Genomic DNA, 17,187 nt, shown 5'->3' with positions numbered 1-17,187 from the left:
CGCCATGCCGACGACCGGCGCCTACGCGCCGTCGTCGACAGGGCAAACGTTGCCTGATCCGGCACTAGCTCTGGACGAGGGGTGAAATTCGACGCCTTCGATGTGACGGATGGGGGCGGCATGGGATTGTCCGGTCTTGATAGGTCCCACCACGTCGGGATCGGGACCTGGCGATGGTCACGGCGGTGCTTGGGTGACCTACCGGCCCGGCGGGCGCCCGCAGTACGCAACGGACGTGCCGACCCCGAGCACGTGATGTCGGTGCAGTACGAGACGACCGACCGGCTCCAGCGGCCTCCGACCGCGACGTGGCGCTCAAGCTGGCAGCCGAGGGGTCGAAGGCCTGCAACCGGAAGATCGAGGTTCGGCCGTTCCTGTGAGCGTGATCGCCGCCCTGACCAGACGTTTGGGTGACCTTGACATCGCCGAGGAGGCAGCGGCCGAGGCGTTCGCGACCGCCGTCGAGCGGTGGTCGGCCGACGGCGTACCGCCCGACCCCGGCGCCTGGCTGACCACGACCGCCAACCGCGAGGCCATCGACCGGGTCCGGCGCGAGAACAAGCGAGGCGACAAGTAGAAGGAGGCTCAGCTGTGTTGTACGACGACGACCCGCCCGAGCCTCTGGGCGCCATCGACGACGAGCGGCTCCGGCCGATCTTCACGTGCGGTCACCCGGCGCTGGCGATGGAGCCCCGGGGTTGACGCTGCGCATGGTCGGAGGTCTGACCGTGACCGAAATCGCCCCTGCCTTCCGGGGCCAAGATCAAGGCGGCTCACATCCCGTATCGGGTGCCGTCCGCGGAGGATCTCCCGGCACGCGTCTCCGGCGTACTGGCCATTCTCTACCTCATCTTCAACGAGGGCTACCTGGCGACCGGCCCAGACACCGATCCCGAACGACCTGACCCCTGAGGCGATCCGGCTCACCCGCATGATCCGTGCCCTCATGCCGGCCGATGGTGAGGTGGCCGGGTTGCTGGCGCTGATACTGCTCATCCAGGCTCGTCGTACCGCCGGAGTTTCGCCGAGCGGCGAACTGATCGCCCTCGACGAGCAGAACCGTAGCGCCTGGGACGCGGAGCTGATCATCGAGGGCCACGGGCTGGTTGGCGAGCGCTTGGCCGAGGGTGTGGCTCCGGGCCGCTAACGGATCGTCACAGCGATCAATGTCGTGCACACCTTCGCCGACGACGTACGCGACACAGACTGGTCGCAGGTCGTCGCCCTCCACGACAAGCTCGTCCGCCTCGCCGTCGCCGATCGTCGCGCTCAACCGAGCCATCGCGGTGGCCGAGCTTGACGGCCACGGCGATGGCGCCAGCGGCCGTCGACCGTCTCGAGGACAAGCCGGCGGGCTATCACGCCTACCACGCGACGCGCCCCAACCTGCTGCGTCGGCTGGGCTTCGGTCAGAATTCGCGCACGGCCTACGACAAAGCCATCGATCTGGCGGGCAGCACCGCCGAGATCGCCTACTTGGCGCGCCGCCGCGACCAGCTGGGATAGCGACCTCCCGGTGTGACCTAATGACCGGTCAGAGAGAACATTCAGCCGTCAACTGGTCTAGAACTGGGAACCGCCACCCAAGAAGCTGTTGTGGTTCCGATCTGAGGGGTGTGCGTCGAACGGGAGTCTCGATCGGGTGATCACCACTCGCGCCGAATCACTGACCCTATGCCTGACCAGTGAAAACGCCACCCTCCGAGTTCGACCGGCTGTCCGAAGTCGTCCATCGCTGGCATGTGCTGCAACAACCCGTCTGACGGATCGCAGCAGACAGCGACATCTCGGTCACCATGATCCGAAAAATGTTCCGAACTGCCGATAATAGTGTGGTTCAGGGGTGCTTGGGGTGCCGTTTTCGCAGTTCTTCCAGCCTTGCGCGGGCCGCGTCATCTCGCCTCGTCGGCGGGGTTGCATGTGCCGGATGAGGTACTTGGGGTGGCGTGGGCAGGCTCAGAGACGACGCTACGAGTGTGAAAATTGCTTCCAGATCAGTGGCGGCACCGTAGGCAAGACCACCCTTGTTCGACCCTCGAAAGCGCGAGTCGTTCCTGCGGAACGAGGCCCAAGCCCGTCCCTTTCGGGTAGTGACGCGACTGCGCTCCGCCTTCGAAGTGTATTCGATCTCGATGTTCAGGTCGCGCTGTTCGGCGCGTGACCACCAAGTACGCCACTGTGGGTCGTGGTGGACCATATCGACTACAGAGCAGGCTGCATCGAAATACGCCGCAGGAATGTCGTTGTCGCCGTGCAGAGCGAGGCTGAGCCAGGGGGCATGCCCCGCCGCAATGGCCATCGACTCTTCGGCTTCGTCCATACAGAATCCAGGCAGTGGGCCCGGCCACGGTTCTCCGGTGGTGATCTCATAGGCTGTGGAGACAGCCTCGGCAAGGCCATCTGACTCGCTAAAGTCCCAGGCGCAGTCAGCCACCCGCTCCGGATTCTTCCGGATGTGCTGGAACCGTGAGCTGCCCGCTGCCACAACCGCGAAGTGGAGATTGATGAGTGCGTCACCAACCAGCGGCGGGATCAACGCATCTGATGGATCATTCACATCTCGGACCGGAATTCCTGTAAGGGGATCACTTGCAAGACGCTGCAGTTTTTCCGTCAGCATGTCGGCGAATTCTTCAACTCGAATCTTTCCCTGTCGTGCCAGGGCCTCTGTCAGTGCGGGAGTGGTTCGCTGGTTTGCCACGCCTCCGAGGAGGTCGATGAGGGACCAGAACTCTTCTTCTGTCATGGATTAGCCTCCTTTCCATCGATGAGTGCAGCGGGTGGGGCACCTTGGCGACACCCCACCCGCCTATCGTTCATTCATCCCTGTGCGCGCGGCACCTTAGGACACCACCGCCGCGCCCGCGCAGGTCGTCTTCGACGTGGCCGAGCGCTGCACGGGTGCCGCCGCGGACTGTCAGCCGGGCGACCTGAAGGAGTCCACCGCCAAGCGCTGGCCGGACGTGCCGTTCGAGCAGATCTGCACCTCCGACACCGAGTGCAAGGACCAGTGGTCGCCGACGTTCTTCTCCCGCAAGCGGCTGGCGAAGGTCACCACGCAGGTCCTGAAGGCCGACGGCAAGACCTACGACGACGTCGACGAGTGAAGATCCACCAACTTCGAATCCGCAGGTCGTTGGGGCTGGTGTGAGTGAGCGATCGTGTGCTCGTACTGGTCGGGGGCGGTTGTCCGTGCCCAAGATCGTCTGCCGGGCCCGTCAGCGTGCGACTTCGGTGTTGGTCAGCACGAGCAGGGCCCGCAGCGGTGTGGTCGCGTAACGGGGCGACATCCGCAGCTTGGTGAGGAAAAGTGTTCTGTCCACGGAGGTTGGTGACAGCGATCATTGACGTGCGATCTTGAAATGGGTGAGGGCCTTCTGGCCTGGTGTGGATGACCTGTTGACTGCACTTTCTCGCCCGCCGGGCTGATGGCCTCGCTACCGTTCGCCGTGCGCTTGGTGGTAGGAGCGCGAGCGCCGTGACGAGCTCTGCGTGGTCGTCGAGTCCTGCCTCGCTTGGGCGGCGCGCTCGCGCTCCCGGATGGAGTGCCGCCGTATGCCGTAGTCGACGAATCCGGCGCTGAGGTGCAGCCGGCCAGCGACTATCTGCGCGATCGGGTACTGGGCGATATCAGCCCGCTGACGTGCCGCCGCCACAGCGGCCAGGCCCCAGGCAGCGGATCGGGCTTCCGGGCGGCAGAACGATGAATCGATCGACAACATATGCCGGTCGCTGATATATATAGGCAGCATGAATGAGCGACCGCTTCAGGAGCCGACGCTGCTCCTGCTCACTGCCCTGGCCGACGAGCCCAGGCACGGCTATGGACTGATTCAGGAGATCGACGCGATCTCCCAGGGCCGTGTGCGGATGCGCACCGGCACTCTCTACGGCGCGCTGGACCGGCTGGCCCAACAGGGCCTGATCCGGGTCGAGCGCGAGGAGGTCGTGGACGGTCGGGCGCGCAAGGTCTACGCCCTCGCCGAGGCCGGCCGAGACGTGCTGGCCGCCGAGACGGAGCGGCTGCGTGCTGTCGTCGCCGAGGCGGAGCGTCGACTGGCCGCCCGTCGCGCCCACGCCATCCGCCCGAAGGGGGCCCTGGCATGACGCAGCAGCACAGCTCACTCGCGTTCCGCTGGGCGCTGCGCCTCCATCCGGCCGCCTACCGCGCTGAGCACGAAGCCGAGTTGACCGCGATCTATGCCGAGGCGACGCAGGATGCCGGCCCGCTCGGTCGGCTGCGCGAGGCGCTCGATGTCGCCGGCCATGGCCTGCGGCGGCGCACCGGCCTGGGCTCCGACCGGATGGCGGGTCAGGTCCTGGCGCAGGCGGCCCCGCCGGCTGTCGCCGTGGCGACGGGTAGCTTCGTGGCGGGCCTGTTGTGGCTCTTCGCCCCCGGCGTCCGGACCGTGCCGGCGTCCTCGCTCCCGAATGTGCTGAGCCTGGCCAACACGGGCCTCACGCCGCTGCTCTGGCTGGCGGCGCTCGCGGCCGTCTGGACCGGGCGCTGGACCGTGGCCCGTGCACTGGTCGTGCCGGCGATGGTGCTGTGCCTGGCCGACGTCCTGCTGGCCGCGTTCGCCTCCTCCGGCTTGCATGGCGCCCCCTCAACCGCAGTGATCCGACTGGCCGTGCCGCTGCTCACCGGCGCCGTCGTCCTCGCCGCACCCAGGGATCTGCTCGGCCCCTCCCTGCCACAACGCCGCACGATCATGGGAACCACCGCCCTGGCGGCCGCCCTGGTGTCGGGCGTGCAGCTCGTCGAAATGCACTACCCCTTTACGCTGGGCGTTCTCAGCGTCATCGGCCCGCTGTGGGCCGGGGTCCTGTGGGCCGGGGTCCTCGCGATCGCCCTGCTCTTCGGCACGCGTAACCGGTTGACCGTCGCGGGCGTGGCGGTGGCCGTGCTGCCCACCACGCTGCAGGTGACGGTCCAGCTCACCCCCGCGGGCGTGGTTGTCCTGCTCCTGGTCCTGCTCAGCAGCACGGTGCCCTTCCTCCGCGCGCGCCGGCGCCACTTCCAGTCAACCCCGCCGAGCGCGGCATAGCTGGCTCCGGGACCCCGGGCCGCACCCCGGATCGGCCCGGCGCTTCTGCCGGGCCTCCTGCTAGCCGGAGACTTCGCACATAGGGAGTTAGGTCCCCAGCCAGCCGGGTCGTGTCTCGTCGACGCCGAGGAGTTCAAGCAGGCGTGCTTGAACTCCTCGGTTGATGAGGCTCACAGGTGCGTCGGTCACGCTGCCGGGGCGGAGAGTCAGGCTGGACAGTTGGCAGAAGATCATGCGGCCAGTGGGGCGGACGGCGCGGCTGTCGGGGTAGAGACCGCGCATGGTCTGCTCGGAGCCCAGGGCTTGGCGGACCTGGCGTCCGATCAGGCAGAACACCAGCAGGGCCAAGCAGATCACGGTGATCAGGGCAGCGATGCGGCGGTTGTGCTGCAAGAACACGGTGCGACGGCGAGCGGGCCCTTGAAGTCGTGGTAGCGGGCGTTCGACCAGCCCCTGCCCCTTGTAGGGCAGGAACACCTCCTGGGCGCTGGCCTGTTCGGGGCTCAAGTTGGTCAGCAACGCGTACCAGCCGTCGGCTGCGGCCTGGGCGTCCAGGACATCCTTGTCGAAGTGCCAGGGCCGGGCGTCCGGTCTCGTCACTGAAATCCACCAACTTCCAATCCGCAGGACGTTGGGGCTGGTGTGAGTGAGCGATCGTGTACTCGTACTGGTCAGGGCGGTTGTCCGAGCCCAAGATCGTCTGCCGGGCCCGTCAGCGTGCGACTTCGGTCTTGGTCAGCACAAGCAGGGCCCGCAGCAGCGTGGTCGCGTAACGGGGCGATAGCCGCAGCTTGGTGAGGATGCGCCATTTCTTCAGGTGCGCGAAGGCGTGCTCGCAGACCGCACGGACGGACGCGATCAGCTTGTTGACCTGCTTCTTCGCCGACGTGAGGGGCTTGGTGCGGGCGGCCTTGTAACCGGTGATGACCACCGGGTTGTCCGGGTCGTCGTCCAGGCCGACGAAGCCGAGGTCACCGATGGCGCCCAGCTTGGTGGCGCGCAGGCGCTCGACGAGCTGGTTGTAGCGGGCCGTGGTGATCTCCGAGGAGCGTCCCGGACGGGCCGCGGAGATCCACAGCAGCCGGCCCCTGTCGTCGGTGAGTGCGAGGAAGAGCAGGCCGTGGGCCTTGTGTTTCCCGCTGTAGTTGCGGCGGTTGTCTTTCCCGGTGCGGCGCCGGGTGCGGATCAGGGTGCCGTCGATCAGCACGACGTGGCCACCGTTTCGGCCGACTTTCTTCAGCGCGCGGTCCAGGCGCTGGGCCCGCGCGGCGAGCAGGCCGAGCACTTCCAGCACCCAGCGACGCACCGTGGTGGCGGAGATGGTGTTGCCGCCCGCCATGTCGGCGAGGCGCTGGTCATGACGTAGGACGGCGAGGACGATCGCGGCGATCTTTCTGGGCGGGAGCTTGCGCCACTGCGAGCGGATCTTCTTCAGGTGGCCGCGCAGCAGGTCGCCGAGGAAGGTCAGGGTGGCCGTGGACAGGGTGAGGCTGGACTGGTAGACAACCGTCTCAGTGTCCCTGGCGGAGCTGGTCTTGTTTCGCATACGACATCAACTGCCGCCAGGGACATGGATGTTACGGCCCGAGCCGTATGACGTCGCCGCCCCAGCGCGCTCACAGCGTGGTGGTGAACTTCCCGTCGACCAGCTTGCGCAGCCAGCCCCGCTCGGCCAGCCGGTTCAGCTTCGCCCGCATCGCCTCCGAGCGGGCCGGCGCGGAGGCGATCCCCAGCTCACCGCAGACCTGCTTCACCATGACCGGACCGTCGGCCCGCCGCACCACTTCCATGATCCGCTGGTAGTCCGCGGGCAGGACCGCCTCGTCCATGCCCCGCTCGCGTGGCGGCACCGCCAGCACCGCACGGCCCGCGACCTGCCCGGCGGGCCCCGTCGCCGTCCGCTCAGCTTCGGTGCGCACCTGCTCGGCCAGCCGACGTGCGACCCGCTCGGCGACGGCGAGCTCCTCCAGCTCGTCACGGGCCCCTGCAGCTGCTGGCTCAACTTCTCTGCCTGCACTTCCAGTTCGGCCCTACGGACCGTGATCAATCCGCGAAGGTCCGGCTCCGGATCCTGGGCCACCTGAACGCACCTCCCGCCCGGATCGTACGGACACCCGCCGCGCACACGCCCGGGAATCCGCAGATCGGTGATCGCCGAAACGGCAGACGATCTTGAGCTCCGACAAACCCCCTCGCCCAGCACGAGTGCCTGATCAACGACTCACGCCAGCCCCAACGACCTGCGGATTCGAAGTTGGTGGATCTTCAGTGGGACCTGGCGCACAAGTACCAGAGCGCCGACACCACGCACGCCCCGGCCATGTGGCTGGAGTCGGTCACCCACTCCGGCAAGGACGGCGCGAACAAGCTGCCGAAGGTCACCTTCTACGAGCGCCAGGACGCCAACCGGGTCCATGCCGACTCCCACGACCGGCTGCCGATGTACAAGTGGCGCATCCGGGCCATCCAGTCGGAGACGGGCGGCACGATCTCGGTCAACTACAAGCCGACCGAGTGCACCCCGTCGAACCTCCCGACCCCCGAGACGAACACGAAGCGCTGTATGCCGTCCTTCTGGTCGAAGGAGGGCACGATCGGGGAGAAGGAGGACTGGTTCCACAAGTACGTCGTCGACACGGTGATCGAGGACGAGGTCACCGTCACCGGTCCGAACAAGGTCACGTCCTACGACTACTCGGGCGCCGCCTGGGCCTTCGACGACAGCGAGCTCGTCAAGACCAAGAAGAAGACCTGGAACCAGTGGCGCGGCTACCGCACCGTCATTGTGCGGACCGGTGAGGCGGGCAGCAAGCAGCTGCGCACCGAGACCACCTACCTCCAGGGCATGGACGGCGACCGGGAGAAGGAGTCCGGCGGCACCAAGTCGGTGACCGTCACGGCCTCCGACGGGACGAAGGTCCGCGACGACAGCCGCCACCAGGGTTTCCTGCTGGAACAGCGCAGCTTCAACGGCGGCGCGGAGGTGACCGGTTCGGTCAGCACCCCCTGGAAGTCCGAGCCCACGGCGACGGAAGGCAACGACGAGGCGTCGTACGCGGCGGTCAAGTCGACGAAGACCCGTACGGCGTTGGACGACGGCAAGGTCCGCCGCGCCGCCATCGAGCACTTCTACGACGCGTACGGCATGCTGGTGCGCTCCTCCGACTCCGGCGATCTGGCGGTCAAGGACGACGACACCTGCACGACGAACGAGTACAACCGCAACACGGACGCGAACCTGCTCACGCTGCTGAAGCGGGTCACGGTCGTCCTGGTCAACTGCGATGACGGCGCGCCGACTTCGTACAAGGGCGAGGCGATCTCCGACGTCCGCACCTGGTACGACGACCGTGACACCTACGGGACCACGCCCACCAAGGGTGACGTGGTCCGCAGCGAGAAGGTCAAGGGTTACACGGCTGACGGCACCCCGCAGTACGTGACCACCTCGACCGCCAGGTACGACGACCGTGACACCTACGGGACCACGCCCACCAAGGGTGACGTGGTCCGCAGCGAGAAGGTCAAGGGTTACACGGCTGACGGCACCCCGCAGTACGTGACCACCTCGACCGCCAGGTACGACGTGCACGGCCGTGTCGTGGAGTCCGCCGACCAGGCGACCAACGCGACGAAGACGACCTACACCCCGACCACCGGTGGCCCGGTGACCGGCATGAAGGTCGAGGACCCGCTCGGCAACACCACCACCTCCACGGTCGACCGCCGCTGGGGCCTGGTCACCGCCACGGTCGACGCCAACAAGCAGCGCACCGACCTGGAGTACGACGCCCTCGGCCGCCTGCTGAAGGTCTGGCTCCCGGGCCGCGCCAAGGCCTCGGACACGCCGAGCCTTGAGTACGCCTACCTGGTCCGCAACAACGACGCGGTGGTCACCACCACCAAGTCCCTGCTGCCCAACGGCTCGGTGGCCACCAGCCACCAGCTCTCCGACGGTCTCCTCCGCCCCCGCCAGACGCAGACCCCGGCCGCATCGGCGAGGTCCGCCACGCCACCGGCACGACCGGGGACGCGGCGATCACTCAGTCGACGACGTATGTGCCGAAGGCCACGGACGCCAAGGGCGGCACGCACGCGCATGCCCTGAAGTCGGCCGAGGTGCGCACCGCGACGGCGGCCAAGGAAGTGACGGCGGCCCAGAGCTTCCAGTACGACGAGACGGGGAACACCGTCCGTCGCACCAAGGCGGCGACGGACCTCTCCCCAGCGGTCGACCAGAAGCTGGACTGGGACGAGCAGGGCCGCCTGAGCGCGGTGACCCCGTACCTGTCCGGCGACAACCTGGACGAGGCGAACAAGACCTCGTACGTGTACGGCGCCGACGGAAGCCGCCTGCTCCGCAAGGAGAAGGGCGCCGTCACGCTGTACCTGGGCAGCCAGGAGATCCGCCTCGACACGGTGAAGAAACTCCCTGTCGGGCACGCGTTACTACTCACACGGCGGCAAGCGGATCGCGGTGCGGACGTCGGCCGGGGTGACCTGGCTGGTGGGTGGCCAGAACGGCACGGCTGAGATCTCGATCAAGGTCGCGGACTCGGCGATCACACAGCGTCGGACGTTGCCGTTCGGTGAGGTGCGTGGCGCCAAGCCGGCGGCGGGCGCGTGGCCCGGCGACAAGTCCTTCGTGGGCGGCACGGCGGACGCGACGACGGGGCTGATCCAGCTCGGCGCCCGCGCGTACGACCCGGCGGCAGGCCGCTTCGTCTCCGTCGACCCCGTGCTGAACGTCGCGGACCCGCAGCACCTCAACGCGTATGCCTACGGCCGCAACAACCCGTTGGCGTTCCCGGACCCGACGGGCCTGTACTGGGGCGAGTCCTGGATCAGCCCGATCGGTCACGGCGCCCTCGACGTCGTGGGCCTGGTCCCCGGCTTCGGCGAGCGAGCCCGCCGACCTCCTCAACGGCCTCTGGTACACGGCCGAAGGCAACTACATCGACGCGGGGCTGTCCTACGCCTCGGCCATCCCGATCGCGGGATACGCGGCGAGTGCGGCGAAGGGCGCGCGGTACGTCAACAAGGCGGTCGACGCCGTCGACACGGCGACCGACACCACCAAGGCGACGAAGAAGACCGAGGACGCGGTCGACGCCGCCGACAAGGTCACGCCACCGGTGGCCCCGAAACCGAAGCCCATCCCCAAGCCCGCCCCTCCGGCCAAGGCCAAGGAAGCGCCCCAGGCGAAGAAGGGCGACTCCGGCGGAGCGAAGACCGAGGGCGGCGGCAAGGGCGGTGACGGCGGCAGGAAGAAGAGCCCCGCGGGCAGCGCCGACGACGACCTCCCCGAGTGGACGAGGGCGGAGGCCAAGAAGAGCGGTACCAACAACACTGCCGGTGCCGGGGCGCGCGACGGGTACACGGGAGAGCGCCGCTACGGCGAAAGCGGTGCTGTACCCGGAAACGTCCACCCCGATCTCGCTCCCCGCCTGAAGGAAGCACAGGACATGCAGGCCCAGGGGAACCATCTGGAGGAGTGGGATCCGGGCACCTGCGCGGAGTTCCACGCGTGCAACAATCTGATGAATGGTGTCGGAGCAAGCCTCGACGAGATCGACTACTTCACCATCACCCGGGCGGACGGAGCGCCGTTCCCGTCGTGCGGCTGGTGCAGAAGAATTCTGGGAGGGGGCGGCGCGCGTGACGGATCGGCCGGATAGCCCTCGCGAGGCAGGACTGCCGGAAAGGCTGTCGGACATCCTGGCGGGGGACGCCCGGTGGATGGCCTCCGAAGCGGACATCCGGCACATCAGGGATGTCTGGGATGAGCTGGGAATCCACTGCTCGCCGACGGCGCTGCGTTTCGTCGAGGAATTCAACGGAACTGGCTTCGATTACCCCCGCCATCCGCTCGATCCAGGGACGCACAGCTGCGAACTGAACGCCGAGCGCGCCAGTCGCATCGTCAACGGCGAAAAGCTGAGGGGATACGAGCAGCGAACGGGAGAGAAGCTGACGCCCGTGGGCACCGCGGCTTCCGGTCCTCTTGTGCTCCTCGTCGCCGAGGGGGGCCGGACGTACGGCGCCTACGATGCGTTTCTCGCCCTCTATGGCGGGAGCCCGGAGGAAGCATTGGTGCATCTGGTCGACAGAGTTCGTCCTGAGCGGCTGGACTGACGGTGGCCATGACACACGACCGCTGGCCGTGATGTGAGAAGGCCTTCGGCCCCCGCCCGACAGGGCGGGGGCCGAAGGCCTTTGAGGGCGGAGGGCAGCCCAGTTCTTTCATCGTGGTGTTGCTGCCGCGTACGTCATGATGCTCCAGGCCGACGGAGCGCAGAAGAAGGCCGAGATCAAGGACGTCGACGCCGACGCGCCGGCCAAGGGATCGTCCTGCGAGGTGGGCAGCAGCTTCGCTCCCGGCACCAAGGTGCTGATGGCCGACTGGACCGAGAAGCCCACGGAGGAGATCGCCACCGGCGACGAGGGTCGGGCCATCGATCTGGCGACCGAGGAAGCGGTACGGCCACGATCACGGCGACAGACGGCCACCCCTTCTGGGTGCAGGAGCTGCACGAGTGGGTCGACGCCAAGGACCTGAAGCAGGGTGAGTGGCGTCGGACGGGTTCCGGAACCCTGGTGCGGATCACCGCGGTCAGGTTGTGGACCGAGACCCGCACGGTCCACAACCTGACCGTCGCGGACATTCACACCTACTACGTGTTTGCCGGGGCCCGACGACGTTGAGGCGCGCCCACCCTCGTCCTGCTGGTGCCTGGTTCGGAACGCGAGTGGTTCCTGGCCGACATCAGGGCCCTCGGCCTGTTGGACCGACTGGATCCGTTCTTAGACCTCCTCGAACTCGACGGGACCACCTACGGTTTTCGGTTTCTCGCTCTCCGGGCGTGTCATCGAGGACCCACTCAGGAACGGATGTGTGCCGAGAAGCGACGCGGGCTGTCGATGGGTGGGAGCTGGGTCGGTGACATGCCCTCTGGCGATGGACTGCGACGCGCGAGACCTGGCACCTGTCTGGAGAACCTGACCGTCTCGGTTCCCGCCGCAGGTTGGCCGCGCACGCCTTCCACCCCCTCGACCGGCCGCTGAGCTCCGCCATCGGGCTCGGCATCCTCACCGCCGGGCACCGGCACGGCTGGGCCGTCGCCGTCGGCGGATCACGCAGGATCAGCGACGCCATGGCCGCACTGCTGACCGACCTGGGCGGGAAGATCGAGACGGGGGTGCGAGTGCGGTCGGTCTCCGAACTGCCGTCGGCTGACGCGACCTTGTGGGACGTGGCACCCACCGCTCTGGCCGACATCCTCGGCGACCGACTGCCGCCCCGGGTCGCCCGCGCCTACCGGCGTTTCCGAGGCGGCACGGCGGGCGGGCACCGTGCATGTGGGCGGTGCCTTCGCGGAGGTCGCCGCCACCGAGCGGGAGATCTACGCCGGACGGATGCCCGAGCGGCCGTTCGTCCTGGTGGGGCAGCAGTATCTGGCCGATCCGCAGCGGTCGGTCGGCGACGTGCACCCGGTGTGGAGCTACGCCCACGTCCCGCACGGTTACGACGGGGACGCCGCGGAGGCGATCACCACGCAGATCGAGCGGTTCGCCCCGGGCTTCCGGGACCGGATCGTCGGTACCGCGGTGCGCACCACACCCGGATTCGCCGCGCACAACCCGAACTACGTCGGGGGCAACATCATGACCGGCGCCAAGGACATCCCCCAGCTGCTGTTCGGCCCCCGGCCCATCCCGCACCCGTACGACACCGGCCTGCGCGGCCACTACCTGTGCTCGGCGGCCACCCCGCCCGGCCCCGGCGCGCACGGCATGTGCGGCGCGCACGCCGCCGCCCGGGCCCTGCGCCACCTGCGAGGGCCAGCAGGCGCCTGAGCCGGAGCCGTCGGCTCCGGCACCGCAGAAGCCCGCAGCCCAGAACCCACAGCCCCGACGAAGGAGTTCCAGCATGTCCCGTCTCCAGAACAAGATCGCTCTCATCACGGGTGCGGCGAACGGCATCGGCGAAGCCGCAGCCGTCCGGTTCGCCGCCGAAGGCGCCACCGTGATCGCCACCGACATCGACGAGGCGGCCGGAAAGGCCGTCGTCGAGCGCATCAAGGCAGCAGGCGGCAGCGGCGAGTTCCTCGCCCACGACGTGACGAGCGAGGACGCGTGGGTCGAGGTGACCGATCACGTCCGCACGGTCCACGGCCGAATCGACGTGCTGGTCAACAACGCGGGCATCTACCTCATCGCCCCGCTCGCCGAGACCACCGTCGAGGACTGGAACCGGCTCATGGCCGTCAACGTGACCGGCACCTTTCTCGGCATGAAGCACACCGCCCTGCAGATGGCCACGGCAGGCGGCGGAGCGATCATCAATCTGTCCTCGATCGCCGGGCTCGTCGGCGTCGCCGGCCACACCCTCTACGGCGCGAGCAAGGGCGCCGTCCGCACCATGTCCAAGGACGTCGCCGCCGAGTACGCCGCCGCAGGCGTCCGCGTCAACTCCCTCCACCCGACCTACGTCAACACCGGCATGGCGGCCTACGGAGCCGCGACCGCCGGAACGACCATCGAGGCCCTCGGCCCGGTCCTGTCCCCGCTCGGGCGGATCGCCGAGCCCGCCGACGTCGTGAACTTCCTGGTGTTCCTCGCCTCCGACGAGACCGCCTACCTCACCGGATCCGAATACAACCTCGACGGCGGCGGCTCGACCCTGCTCAGCGTCGGCTGACCCGAGACAGCCCCACCGTCGTGGCGGGTGCCGTTACGGCTCAGCACCGCGTCAGACCTTCAGGATGCGGATGCCGGGGCCGCACAGCATGTGGAGGTCTTCGGGGTCTGACGTCAGGACGGTCACGGGGGAAGGCGAGGCCAGTGCGGTGGCGGCCACGAGGGCGTCGAGGGCGTATTTGTGGCCGTGCAGGGCGACTGCGGCGAGCAGCTTGCTCGCGTGGCGGGCGATGGCTTCGGTGGGCGGGACGATGTTGACACGCGAGACGGCGTAGTCGAAGCGGGCCTGGTTGGTCTTGGGGTCGCGGGCCTCGACGAGGGTCACCGAGCTCGTGATGACGCGGATGTCCTCCGCCTCGGCCGCAGCCAGCCATTCGGTGAGCTCGGGTGTGCGTCGTACGAGCTTGGACAGGCCTTCGCAGCCCAGGACAAGGGTGCCGCTCACGCGGCGTCCGCCGAGCCGGCCGCGTCGCCGCGCAGGAGCGCTCGCTTGGCATCGACCGCGGCCTGGTCGACCGGGCCGTGCTCGGCTTCGGCGTCTTCGATGAGTTCGCGCAGCCGATCGCGCTCCAGTTGGCGCTGGATGAGGGCTTCGACGTAGGAGGACATGCCGCGCTTGCCGGTGCGTGCCTTGAGTGCCGCGATGGTGCCTTCGTGGAGGGAGACGGAGACCGGGCGGACGGGACCTTCGCCGGGAGCGGGGTCGGGGGTGGTGGTCATGGAGCCATATTAACAAAACTCTTGTTATTGGGTGGGGTGATTCTGCGGCGCTGCGGCTTGTGTGGAGGCAGGTGGCGGATTGCCTCGCGGGGGTACAGGTCTTCTGTGATCACCAAGCGCGGGGATGCGTCCCATGGGCTGACGCGCGAGGAACTGCTCGCGCTGCCCGCGGCCGTGGACCTGGAGACGGCGAGCAGTTCACGCTCCCCCTCTCGGCCGGCTCAGCGACGACCCGCGCGGCGCCTGGCGCACCGTCAGCGGCCTGGTCCTGGCCGGGTTCGTGGCCGGCTTCTTCTCCGTCATCGGGCTGGACATCGACGCTTCCGACAACCACGGCCAGGTCGCCGTGGTGACCGCGGACAGCGCCGCAGCCCGGGACACGGTCACCAAGGCCCGTACCCTGCTGCGGGAAGCGGGCGTCACCGCCACCGTCAGCGTCCCCTCCGAGGACGACTTCGACAATGTGCTGGGCGGCAGCGCGGGCCTGATCGCCCATGTCTCCGGGGGCCAGGACCAGGTGGACACCGCCGTCACCGCGCTGATACCCCTCGGGGCGGGCCCGCCGCCGTTCAGCCAGGACTACGTGAGCGCCCCGGACAACGTGAGCGCGGACCGTGTCGGTGTGGTCGGCATCGCCACCCTGGTCATGAGTTTCCTCGTCGCGGCCGCCTCCGCCGGGCTGACCGCCGCCGCGAACGTCCTCGACCGGCGCCGTGTCTACGGCCTGCTGCGGCTGGCCGGCACTCCGCTGAAGATGCTGGACCGGGCGCGGATCCGCGAGACGGTCCTTCCCCTGGCCGTCCTGGCCGGCGGCACCACCGCGATGGGCGTCTACGGCGCATATCAGTTCAACAAGATGGCCGGGATCTCGATGAACACTTCCGGTGCCGTCCAACTCGCCGTCTGCGTGGTCGTCGGCGCGCTCGCCATGCTCGCCGCGATCGGCTGCAGCAAGCCGCTCCTGCGGAAGGTGACGACCGACGCGACACAGACGGCGGACTGACGACCACCGCTCGGGCGGTCTGACCCCGGGCGGTCCGATACGGAAGACCACGATGGGCTCCGCCGGTGATCGGCGGAGCCCATCGTGGGTGGTGCGGCTTTGCGGTCAGCTCTGCGGCTGGATGATGTCGACCATCCAGGGATGCCGAACCGGTCCGTGCACATGCCGAACACGTAGCCCCACATCTGCTTCTCCGGCGGCACGGACACCGAGCCGCGGCGGACAGCTTCTCCCGGTAGCCGCGCAAGTCGGGGTCGTCGTCGCCGCTCAGGCGCACCGAGAAGGTGGCGCCCGGGGTGTGCTCTGGCCAGGGCCGCGTCCGCCGCCCGTCCGTGCGGCGGACGCGCCCGGGGACGGACTCCATCGCCTGCCAGGCGTCACCGCCGAAGCTCAGGTAGGGGTTGACGCGCCCATGGAGACCTCCCGGAATCGGGCAATCGGTCAGATGCACGCAGCTTGACACGAGGCACTGACAAGGGCCCGCTGGACGGGTCCGGCCTCGCCCCGGTCAGTACCGCTACGGAGCCGGAACCGGGGCCGCATCAGGAGACGGAGCGGAGCCGGGCATGACCGTACGACCGGATCCATCGCCGATACGAACACTGCTGACGGACGCGGTCAGTGCCGCCGTGCTGCTGTCTTCCGCTTCGTCGGCTCCCCGCCCTCATGCTGCAGGAACGCGTTGAGGGGTGCCAGCCATAGCTGGCACCCCTGGCGGTCTCCGCCGCTGTTGCACCCCGCGCGGGGAGAGATCGTGGCCATGGACTGGGTCCGGTTCGACCGGATCAGCGGACACCCGCTACACGGTTGCGTGCGTCATCCGCCGACCCCCGCCGGCCCCCTCCCGGCCACAGCCGGACCATGATCAATCTCAGCGCCGACCACGGTTCGACTGATCCCCGGGGCCGGAGGTGACTCCGGCCCGCGTCACAGCCTCAGCGGCACATGGGGGAACACCACCGGGCCGCGCCGTTCGGCGCTAGGCACGGCAGGTGATGTCGTCGCCAGGCAACCGGCCCGTGACCAGGTAGGTGTTGACCGCCTTGGTGGCGCAGGCGGGGGTGCCGGGGATGCCGTACACGCCGTGATCCCGTCCGCCCTGGACCTGGACGAGGCGTGAGCCGCGCAGGGCGCGGTGCATGGCCCGGCCGTTCGCCGCCGGTGTCTGGGAATCCCACTGGTTCTGCAAGATGAGCGCGCCCACCGTGTTGTTGACTCGCGTGGCCGGTTCGGCGCCACGCGGCCAGAAGGCGCAGGGAGTGATGTTGGAGGTGAAGTTCCCGTAGATGGGGAGGCGAGCACCGTCGCGGAGGGCGTCGTGCCGGTAGCGGGCCGGGTCGCGGGGCCAGGAGGCGGAGTTGTCGGCGCAGACGATCGCCCAGTGGAGCGCCTGGCTGTTGGCGTCGAAGGGGTCCGCACGGCCGTCGGCCGGCCGCGGCCGGGCCTTGCGGAGACTGACGACGTCGCGTGCGGCCTGGTAGGGCTCGTAGAAGAACATCGGCCGCAGTGACTCGCGGATGTCGGCACCGGTGACGGCCCGGTCTGCGAAATCGAGGTCGCTGCCGTTGTACTTGAGCGGCGTGCGGTCGGCGCGGGCGACCAGCTTGAAGAACGCGGCGCGGACCTTCGCCGGAGTGTCACCGAGGTGCTAGTGCCGCATCAGGCAACGTTCGCCCTGTCGACGACCTCGCGGAGGCGTTCGTCGGCGGCGTGCTT

23 protein-coding genes and 3 pseudogenes are annotated in these 17,187 nt (G+C 68.5%); 18 read left to right on the top strand and 8 right to left on the bottom strand.

Annotated features, from left to right (window positions below):
* Nucleotides 1-376 precede the first annotated feature (376 nt).
* The 5 genes from F3T56_RS49055 to F3T56_RS49045 all read left to right on the top strand — a co-directional run bounded on the left by F3T56_RS49055 (nt 377) and on the right by F3T56_RS49045 (nt 1,506).
* On the top strand, nt 377-577 hold the full coding sequence (locus F3T56_RS49055; protein ID WP_246204757.1) for a sigma factor: 201 nt from the start codon (nt 377-379) through the stop codon (nt 575-577).
* 212 nt (nt 578-789) lie between these two features.
* Nucleotides 790-912 carry a hypothetical protein gene (locus tag F3T56_RS49580; protein WP_281291977.1) on the top strand — a complete coding sequence of 41 codons (123 nt, stop codon included), beginning with the start codon at nt 790-792 and terminating at the stop codon, nt 910-912.
* Nucleotides 913-931: 19 nt separating this feature from the next.
* Nucleotides 932-1,147, top strand: a complete 216-nt coding sequence (locus F3T56_RS49050) for a DUF6596 domain-containing protein (RefSeq protein ID WP_246204756.1) — start codon at nt 932-934, stop codon at nt 1,145-1,147.
* 24 nt (nt 1,148-1,171) lie between these two features.
* Complete coding sequence (locus F3T56_RS49575) at nt 1,172-1,300, top strand: hypothetical protein (RefSeq protein WP_281291976.1); 129 nt, start codon at nt 1,172-1,174, stop codon at nt 1,298-1,300.
* A complete protein-coding gene (locus F3T56_RS49045) occupies nt 1,297-1,506 on the top strand; it encodes a hypothetical protein (RefSeq protein WP_246204755.1) in 210 nt (69 codons plus the stop codon). The genes F3T56_RS49575 and F3T56_RS49045 overlap by 4 nt, the downstream gene beginning before the upstream one ends.
* Before the next feature lie 331 nt (nt 1,507-1,837).
* Here F3T56_RS49045 and F3T56_RS43805 read toward each other — a convergent pair whose 3' ends face one another.
* Nucleotides 1,838-2,746 (bottom strand): DUF4240 domain-containing protein, encoded by a 909-nt coding sequence (locus F3T56_RS43805; protein ID WP_149831042.1) that lies wholly within the window; start codon nt 2,744-2,746, stop codon nt 1,838-1,840.
* Between the two features lie 136 nt (nt 2,747-2,882).
* Between F3T56_RS43805 and F3T56_RS43800 the strand changes: the two genes are divergently transcribed.
* From F3T56_RS43800 to F3T56_RS43790, 3 genes are all read left to right on the top strand, one after another.
* On the top strand, nt 2,883-3,107 hold the full coding sequence (locus F3T56_RS43800; protein WP_149831041.1) for a hypothetical protein: 225 nt from the start codon (nt 2,883-2,885) through the stop codon (nt 3,105-3,107).
* Nucleotides 3,108-3,750: 643 nt separating this feature from the next.
* Complete coding sequence (locus F3T56_RS43795; RefSeq protein WP_149831040.1) at nt 3,751-4,107, top strand: PadR family transcriptional regulator; 357 nt, start codon at nt 3,751-3,753, stop codon at nt 4,105-4,107.
* Nucleotides 4,104-5,048 carry a hypothetical protein gene (locus F3T56_RS43790; protein ID WP_149831039.1) on the top strand — a complete coding sequence of 315 codons (945 nt, stop codon included), beginning with the start codon at nt 4,104-4,106 and terminating at the stop codon, nt 5,046-5,048. Before F3T56_RS43795 ends, F3T56_RS43790 begins: the two co-directional genes overlap by 4 nt.
* An 87-nt stretch (nt 5,049-5,135) precedes the next feature.
* Here the strand turns inward: F3T56_RS43790 and F3T56_RS49040 are convergent, their stop codons facing one another.
* The 3 genes from F3T56_RS49040 to F3T56_RS43775 form a co-directional block, all read right to left on the bottom strand.
* Nucleotides 5,136-5,648: a hypothetical protein gene (locus F3T56_RS49040; RefSeq protein WP_246204754.1), complete on the bottom strand. Its 513-nt coding sequence runs from the start codon at nt 5,646-5,648 to the stop codon at nt 5,136-5,138.
* Between the two features lie 112 nt (nt 5,649-5,760).
* Nucleotides 5,761-6,594 carry a transposase family protein gene (locus tag F3T56_RS43780; RefSeq protein ID WP_149831038.1) on the bottom strand — a complete coding sequence of 278 codons (834 nt, stop codon included), beginning with the start codon at nt 6,592-6,594 and terminating at the stop codon, nt 5,761-5,763.
* 70 nt (nt 6,595-6,664) lie between these two features.
* The gene (locus tag F3T56_RS43775) at nt 6,665-6,967 is read right to left on the bottom strand and encodes a hypothetical protein (RefSeq protein WP_246204753.1); all 303 of its coding nucleotides are present in this window, start codon (nt 6,965-6,967) and stop codon (nt 6,665-6,667) included.
* A gap of 335 nt (nt 6,968-7,302) precedes the next feature.
* Between F3T56_RS43775 and F3T56_RS49035 the strand changes: the two genes are divergently transcribed.
* The 9 genes and pseudogenes from F3T56_RS49035 to F3T56_RS43750 all read left to right on the top strand — a co-directional run bounded on the left by F3T56_RS49035 (nt 7,303) and on the right by F3T56_RS43750 (nt 13,749).
* The gene (locus F3T56_RS49035) at nt 7,303-9,156 is read left to right on the top strand and encodes a hypothetical protein (RefSeq protein WP_246204752.1); all 1,854 of its coding nucleotides are present in this window, start codon (nt 7,303-7,305) and stop codon (nt 9,154-9,156) included.
* Nucleotides 9,108-9,581 carry a hypothetical protein gene (locus F3T56_RS49030; protein WP_246204751.1) on the top strand — a complete coding sequence of 158 codons (474 nt, stop codon included), beginning with the start codon at nt 9,108-9,110 and terminating at the stop codon, nt 9,579-9,581. Before F3T56_RS49035 ends, F3T56_RS49030 begins: the two co-directional genes overlap by 49 nt.
* Nucleotides 9,526-9,813: pseudogene (locus F3T56_RS49945) on the top strand (RHS repeat-associated core domain-containing protein); the annotation flags it as partial. The gene F3T56_RS49030 and the pseudogene F3T56_RS49945, both read left to right, overlap by 56 nt.
* 10 nt (nt 9,814-9,823) lie before the next feature.
* Nucleotides 9,824-10,726 (top strand): hypothetical protein, encoded by a 903-nt coding sequence (locus tag F3T56_RS49020; RefSeq protein ID WP_246204758.1) that lies wholly within the window; start codon nt 9,824-9,826, stop codon nt 10,724-10,726.
* Nucleotides 10,727-10,787: 61 nt separating this feature from the next.
* Nucleotides 10,788-11,183 (top strand): SUKH-3 domain-containing protein, encoded by a 396-nt coding sequence (locus F3T56_RS43765; protein ID WP_172639457.1) that lies wholly within the window; start codon nt 10,788-10,790, stop codon nt 11,181-11,183.
* Nucleotides 11,184-11,319: 136 nt separating this feature from the next.
* Nucleotides 11,320-11,607 carry a hypothetical protein gene (locus F3T56_RS43760; RefSeq protein WP_246204750.1) on the top strand — a complete coding sequence of 96 codons (288 nt, stop codon included), beginning with the start codon at nt 11,320-11,322 and terminating at the stop codon, nt 11,605-11,607.
* Nucleotides 11,568-11,753 carry a polymorphic toxin-type HINT domain-containing protein gene (locus F3T56_RS49015; RefSeq protein WP_246204749.1) on the top strand — a complete coding sequence of 62 codons (186 nt, stop codon included), beginning with the start codon at nt 11,568-11,570 and terminating at the stop codon, nt 11,751-11,753. The genes F3T56_RS43760 and F3T56_RS49015 overlap by 40 nt, the downstream gene beginning before the upstream one ends.
* A 320-nt stretch (nt 11,754-12,073) precedes the next feature.
* Nucleotides 12,074-12,905 (top strand): annotated as a pseudogene (locus tag F3T56_RS43755) (phytoene desaturase family protein); the annotation flags it as partial.
* Between the two features lie 73 nt (nt 12,906-12,978).
* Nucleotides 12,979-13,749: an SDR family NAD(P)-dependent oxidoreductase gene (locus F3T56_RS43750; RefSeq protein WP_149831036.1), complete on the top strand. Its 771-nt coding sequence runs from the start codon at nt 12,979-12,981 to the stop codon at nt 13,747-13,749.
* Between the two features lie 51 nt (nt 13,750-13,800).
* Here F3T56_RS43750 and F3T56_RS43745 read toward each other — a convergent pair whose 3' ends face one another.
* Both F3T56_RS43745 and F3T56_RS43740 read right to left on the bottom strand, forming a co-directional pair.
* Nucleotides 13,801-14,193, bottom strand: a complete 393-nt coding sequence (locus F3T56_RS43745) for a type II toxin-antitoxin system VapC family toxin (protein WP_149831035.1) — start codon at nt 14,191-14,193, stop codon at nt 13,801-13,803.
* Entirely contained in the window at nt 14,190-14,468 is a 279-nt protein-coding gene (locus F3T56_RS43740) for a hypothetical protein (RefSeq protein WP_149831034.1), read from the bottom strand. Before F3T56_RS43740 ends, F3T56_RS43745 begins: the two co-directional genes overlap by 4 nt.
* A 280-nt stretch (nt 14,469-14,748) precedes the next feature.
* On the opposite strand from F3T56_RS43740, the gene F3T56_RS43735 reads away from it, so the two are divergent.
* A complete protein-coding gene (locus F3T56_RS43735; protein WP_246204748.1) occupies nt 14,749-15,471 on the top strand; it encodes a hypothetical protein in 723 nt (240 codons plus the stop codon).
* A gap of 105 nt (nt 15,472-15,576) precedes the next feature.
* Here the strand turns inward: F3T56_RS43735 and F3T56_RS50415 are convergent.
* Nucleotides 15,577-15,775 (bottom strand): annotated as a pseudogene (locus tag F3T56_RS50415) (VOC family protein); the annotation flags it as partial.
* 675 nt (nt 15,776-16,450) lie between these two features.
* The gene (locus F3T56_RS43725) at nt 16,451-16,969 is read right to left on the bottom strand and encodes an alpha/beta hydrolase (protein WP_246204747.1); all 519 of its coding nucleotides are present in this window, start codon (nt 16,967-16,969) and stop codon (nt 16,451-16,453) included.
* Nucleotides 16,970-17,187: the final 218 nt, after the last annotated feature.

The sequence above is a fragment of the Streptomyces tailanensis genome, assembly GCF_008386495.1.
In the GTDB taxonomy this organism is placed as follows: Bacteria; Actinomycetota; Actinomycetes; order Streptomycetales; family Streptomycetaceae; genus Streptomyces; species Streptomyces tailanensis.
Note: the sequence above shows the minus strand (reverse complement) of the source record. Positions and strands in the feature narration are given on the sequence as shown.

Bases quoted from the DNA above. Each gene is read 5' to 3' on its own strand.
- F3T56_RS43760 (WP_246204750.1), top strand. From the start codon at position 11,320: ATGATGCTCCAGGCCGACGGAGCGCAGAAGAAGGCCGAGATCAAGGAC.
- F3T56_RS43750 (WP_149831036.1), top strand. From the start codon at position 12,979: ATGTCCCGTCTCCAGAACAAGATCGCTCTCATCACGGGTGCGGCGAAC.
- F3T56_RS49050 (WP_246204756.1), top strand. From the start codon at position 932: ATGATCCGTGCCCTCATGCCGGCCGATGGTGAGGTGGCCGGGTTGCTG.
- F3T56_RS43740 (WP_149831034.1), bottom strand. From the start codon at position 14,468: ATGACCACCACCCCCGACCCCGCTCCCGGCGAAGGTCCCGTCCGCCCG.
- F3T56_RS43805 (WP_149831042.1), bottom strand. From the start codon at position 2,746: ATGACAGAAGAAGAGTTCTGGTCCCTCATCGACCTCCTCGGAGGCGTG.
- F3T56_RS43780 (WP_149831038.1), bottom strand. From the start codon at position 6,594: ATGCGAAACAAGACCAGCTCCGCCAGGGACACTGAGACGGTTGTCTAC.
- F3T56_RS43725 (WP_246204747.1), bottom strand. From the start codon at position 16,969: ATGTTCTTCTACGAGCCCTACCAGGCCGCACGCGACGTCGTCAGTCTC.
- F3T56_RS43765 (WP_172639457.1), top strand. From the start codon at position 10,788: ATGGCCTCCGAAGCGGACATCCGGCACATCAGGGATGTCTGGGATGAG.
- F3T56_RS43790 (WP_149831039.1), top strand. From the start codon at position 4,104: ATGACGCAGCAGCACAGCTCACTCGCGTTCCGCTGGGCGCTGCGCCTC.
- F3T56_RS49020 (WP_246204758.1), top strand. From the start codon at position 9,824: ATGCCTACGGCCGCAACAACCCGTTGGCGTTCCCGGACCCGACGGGCC.
- F3T56_RS43795 (WP_149831040.1), top strand. From the start codon at position 3,751: ATGAATGAGCGACCGCTTCAGGAGCCGACGCTGCTCCTGCTCACTGCC.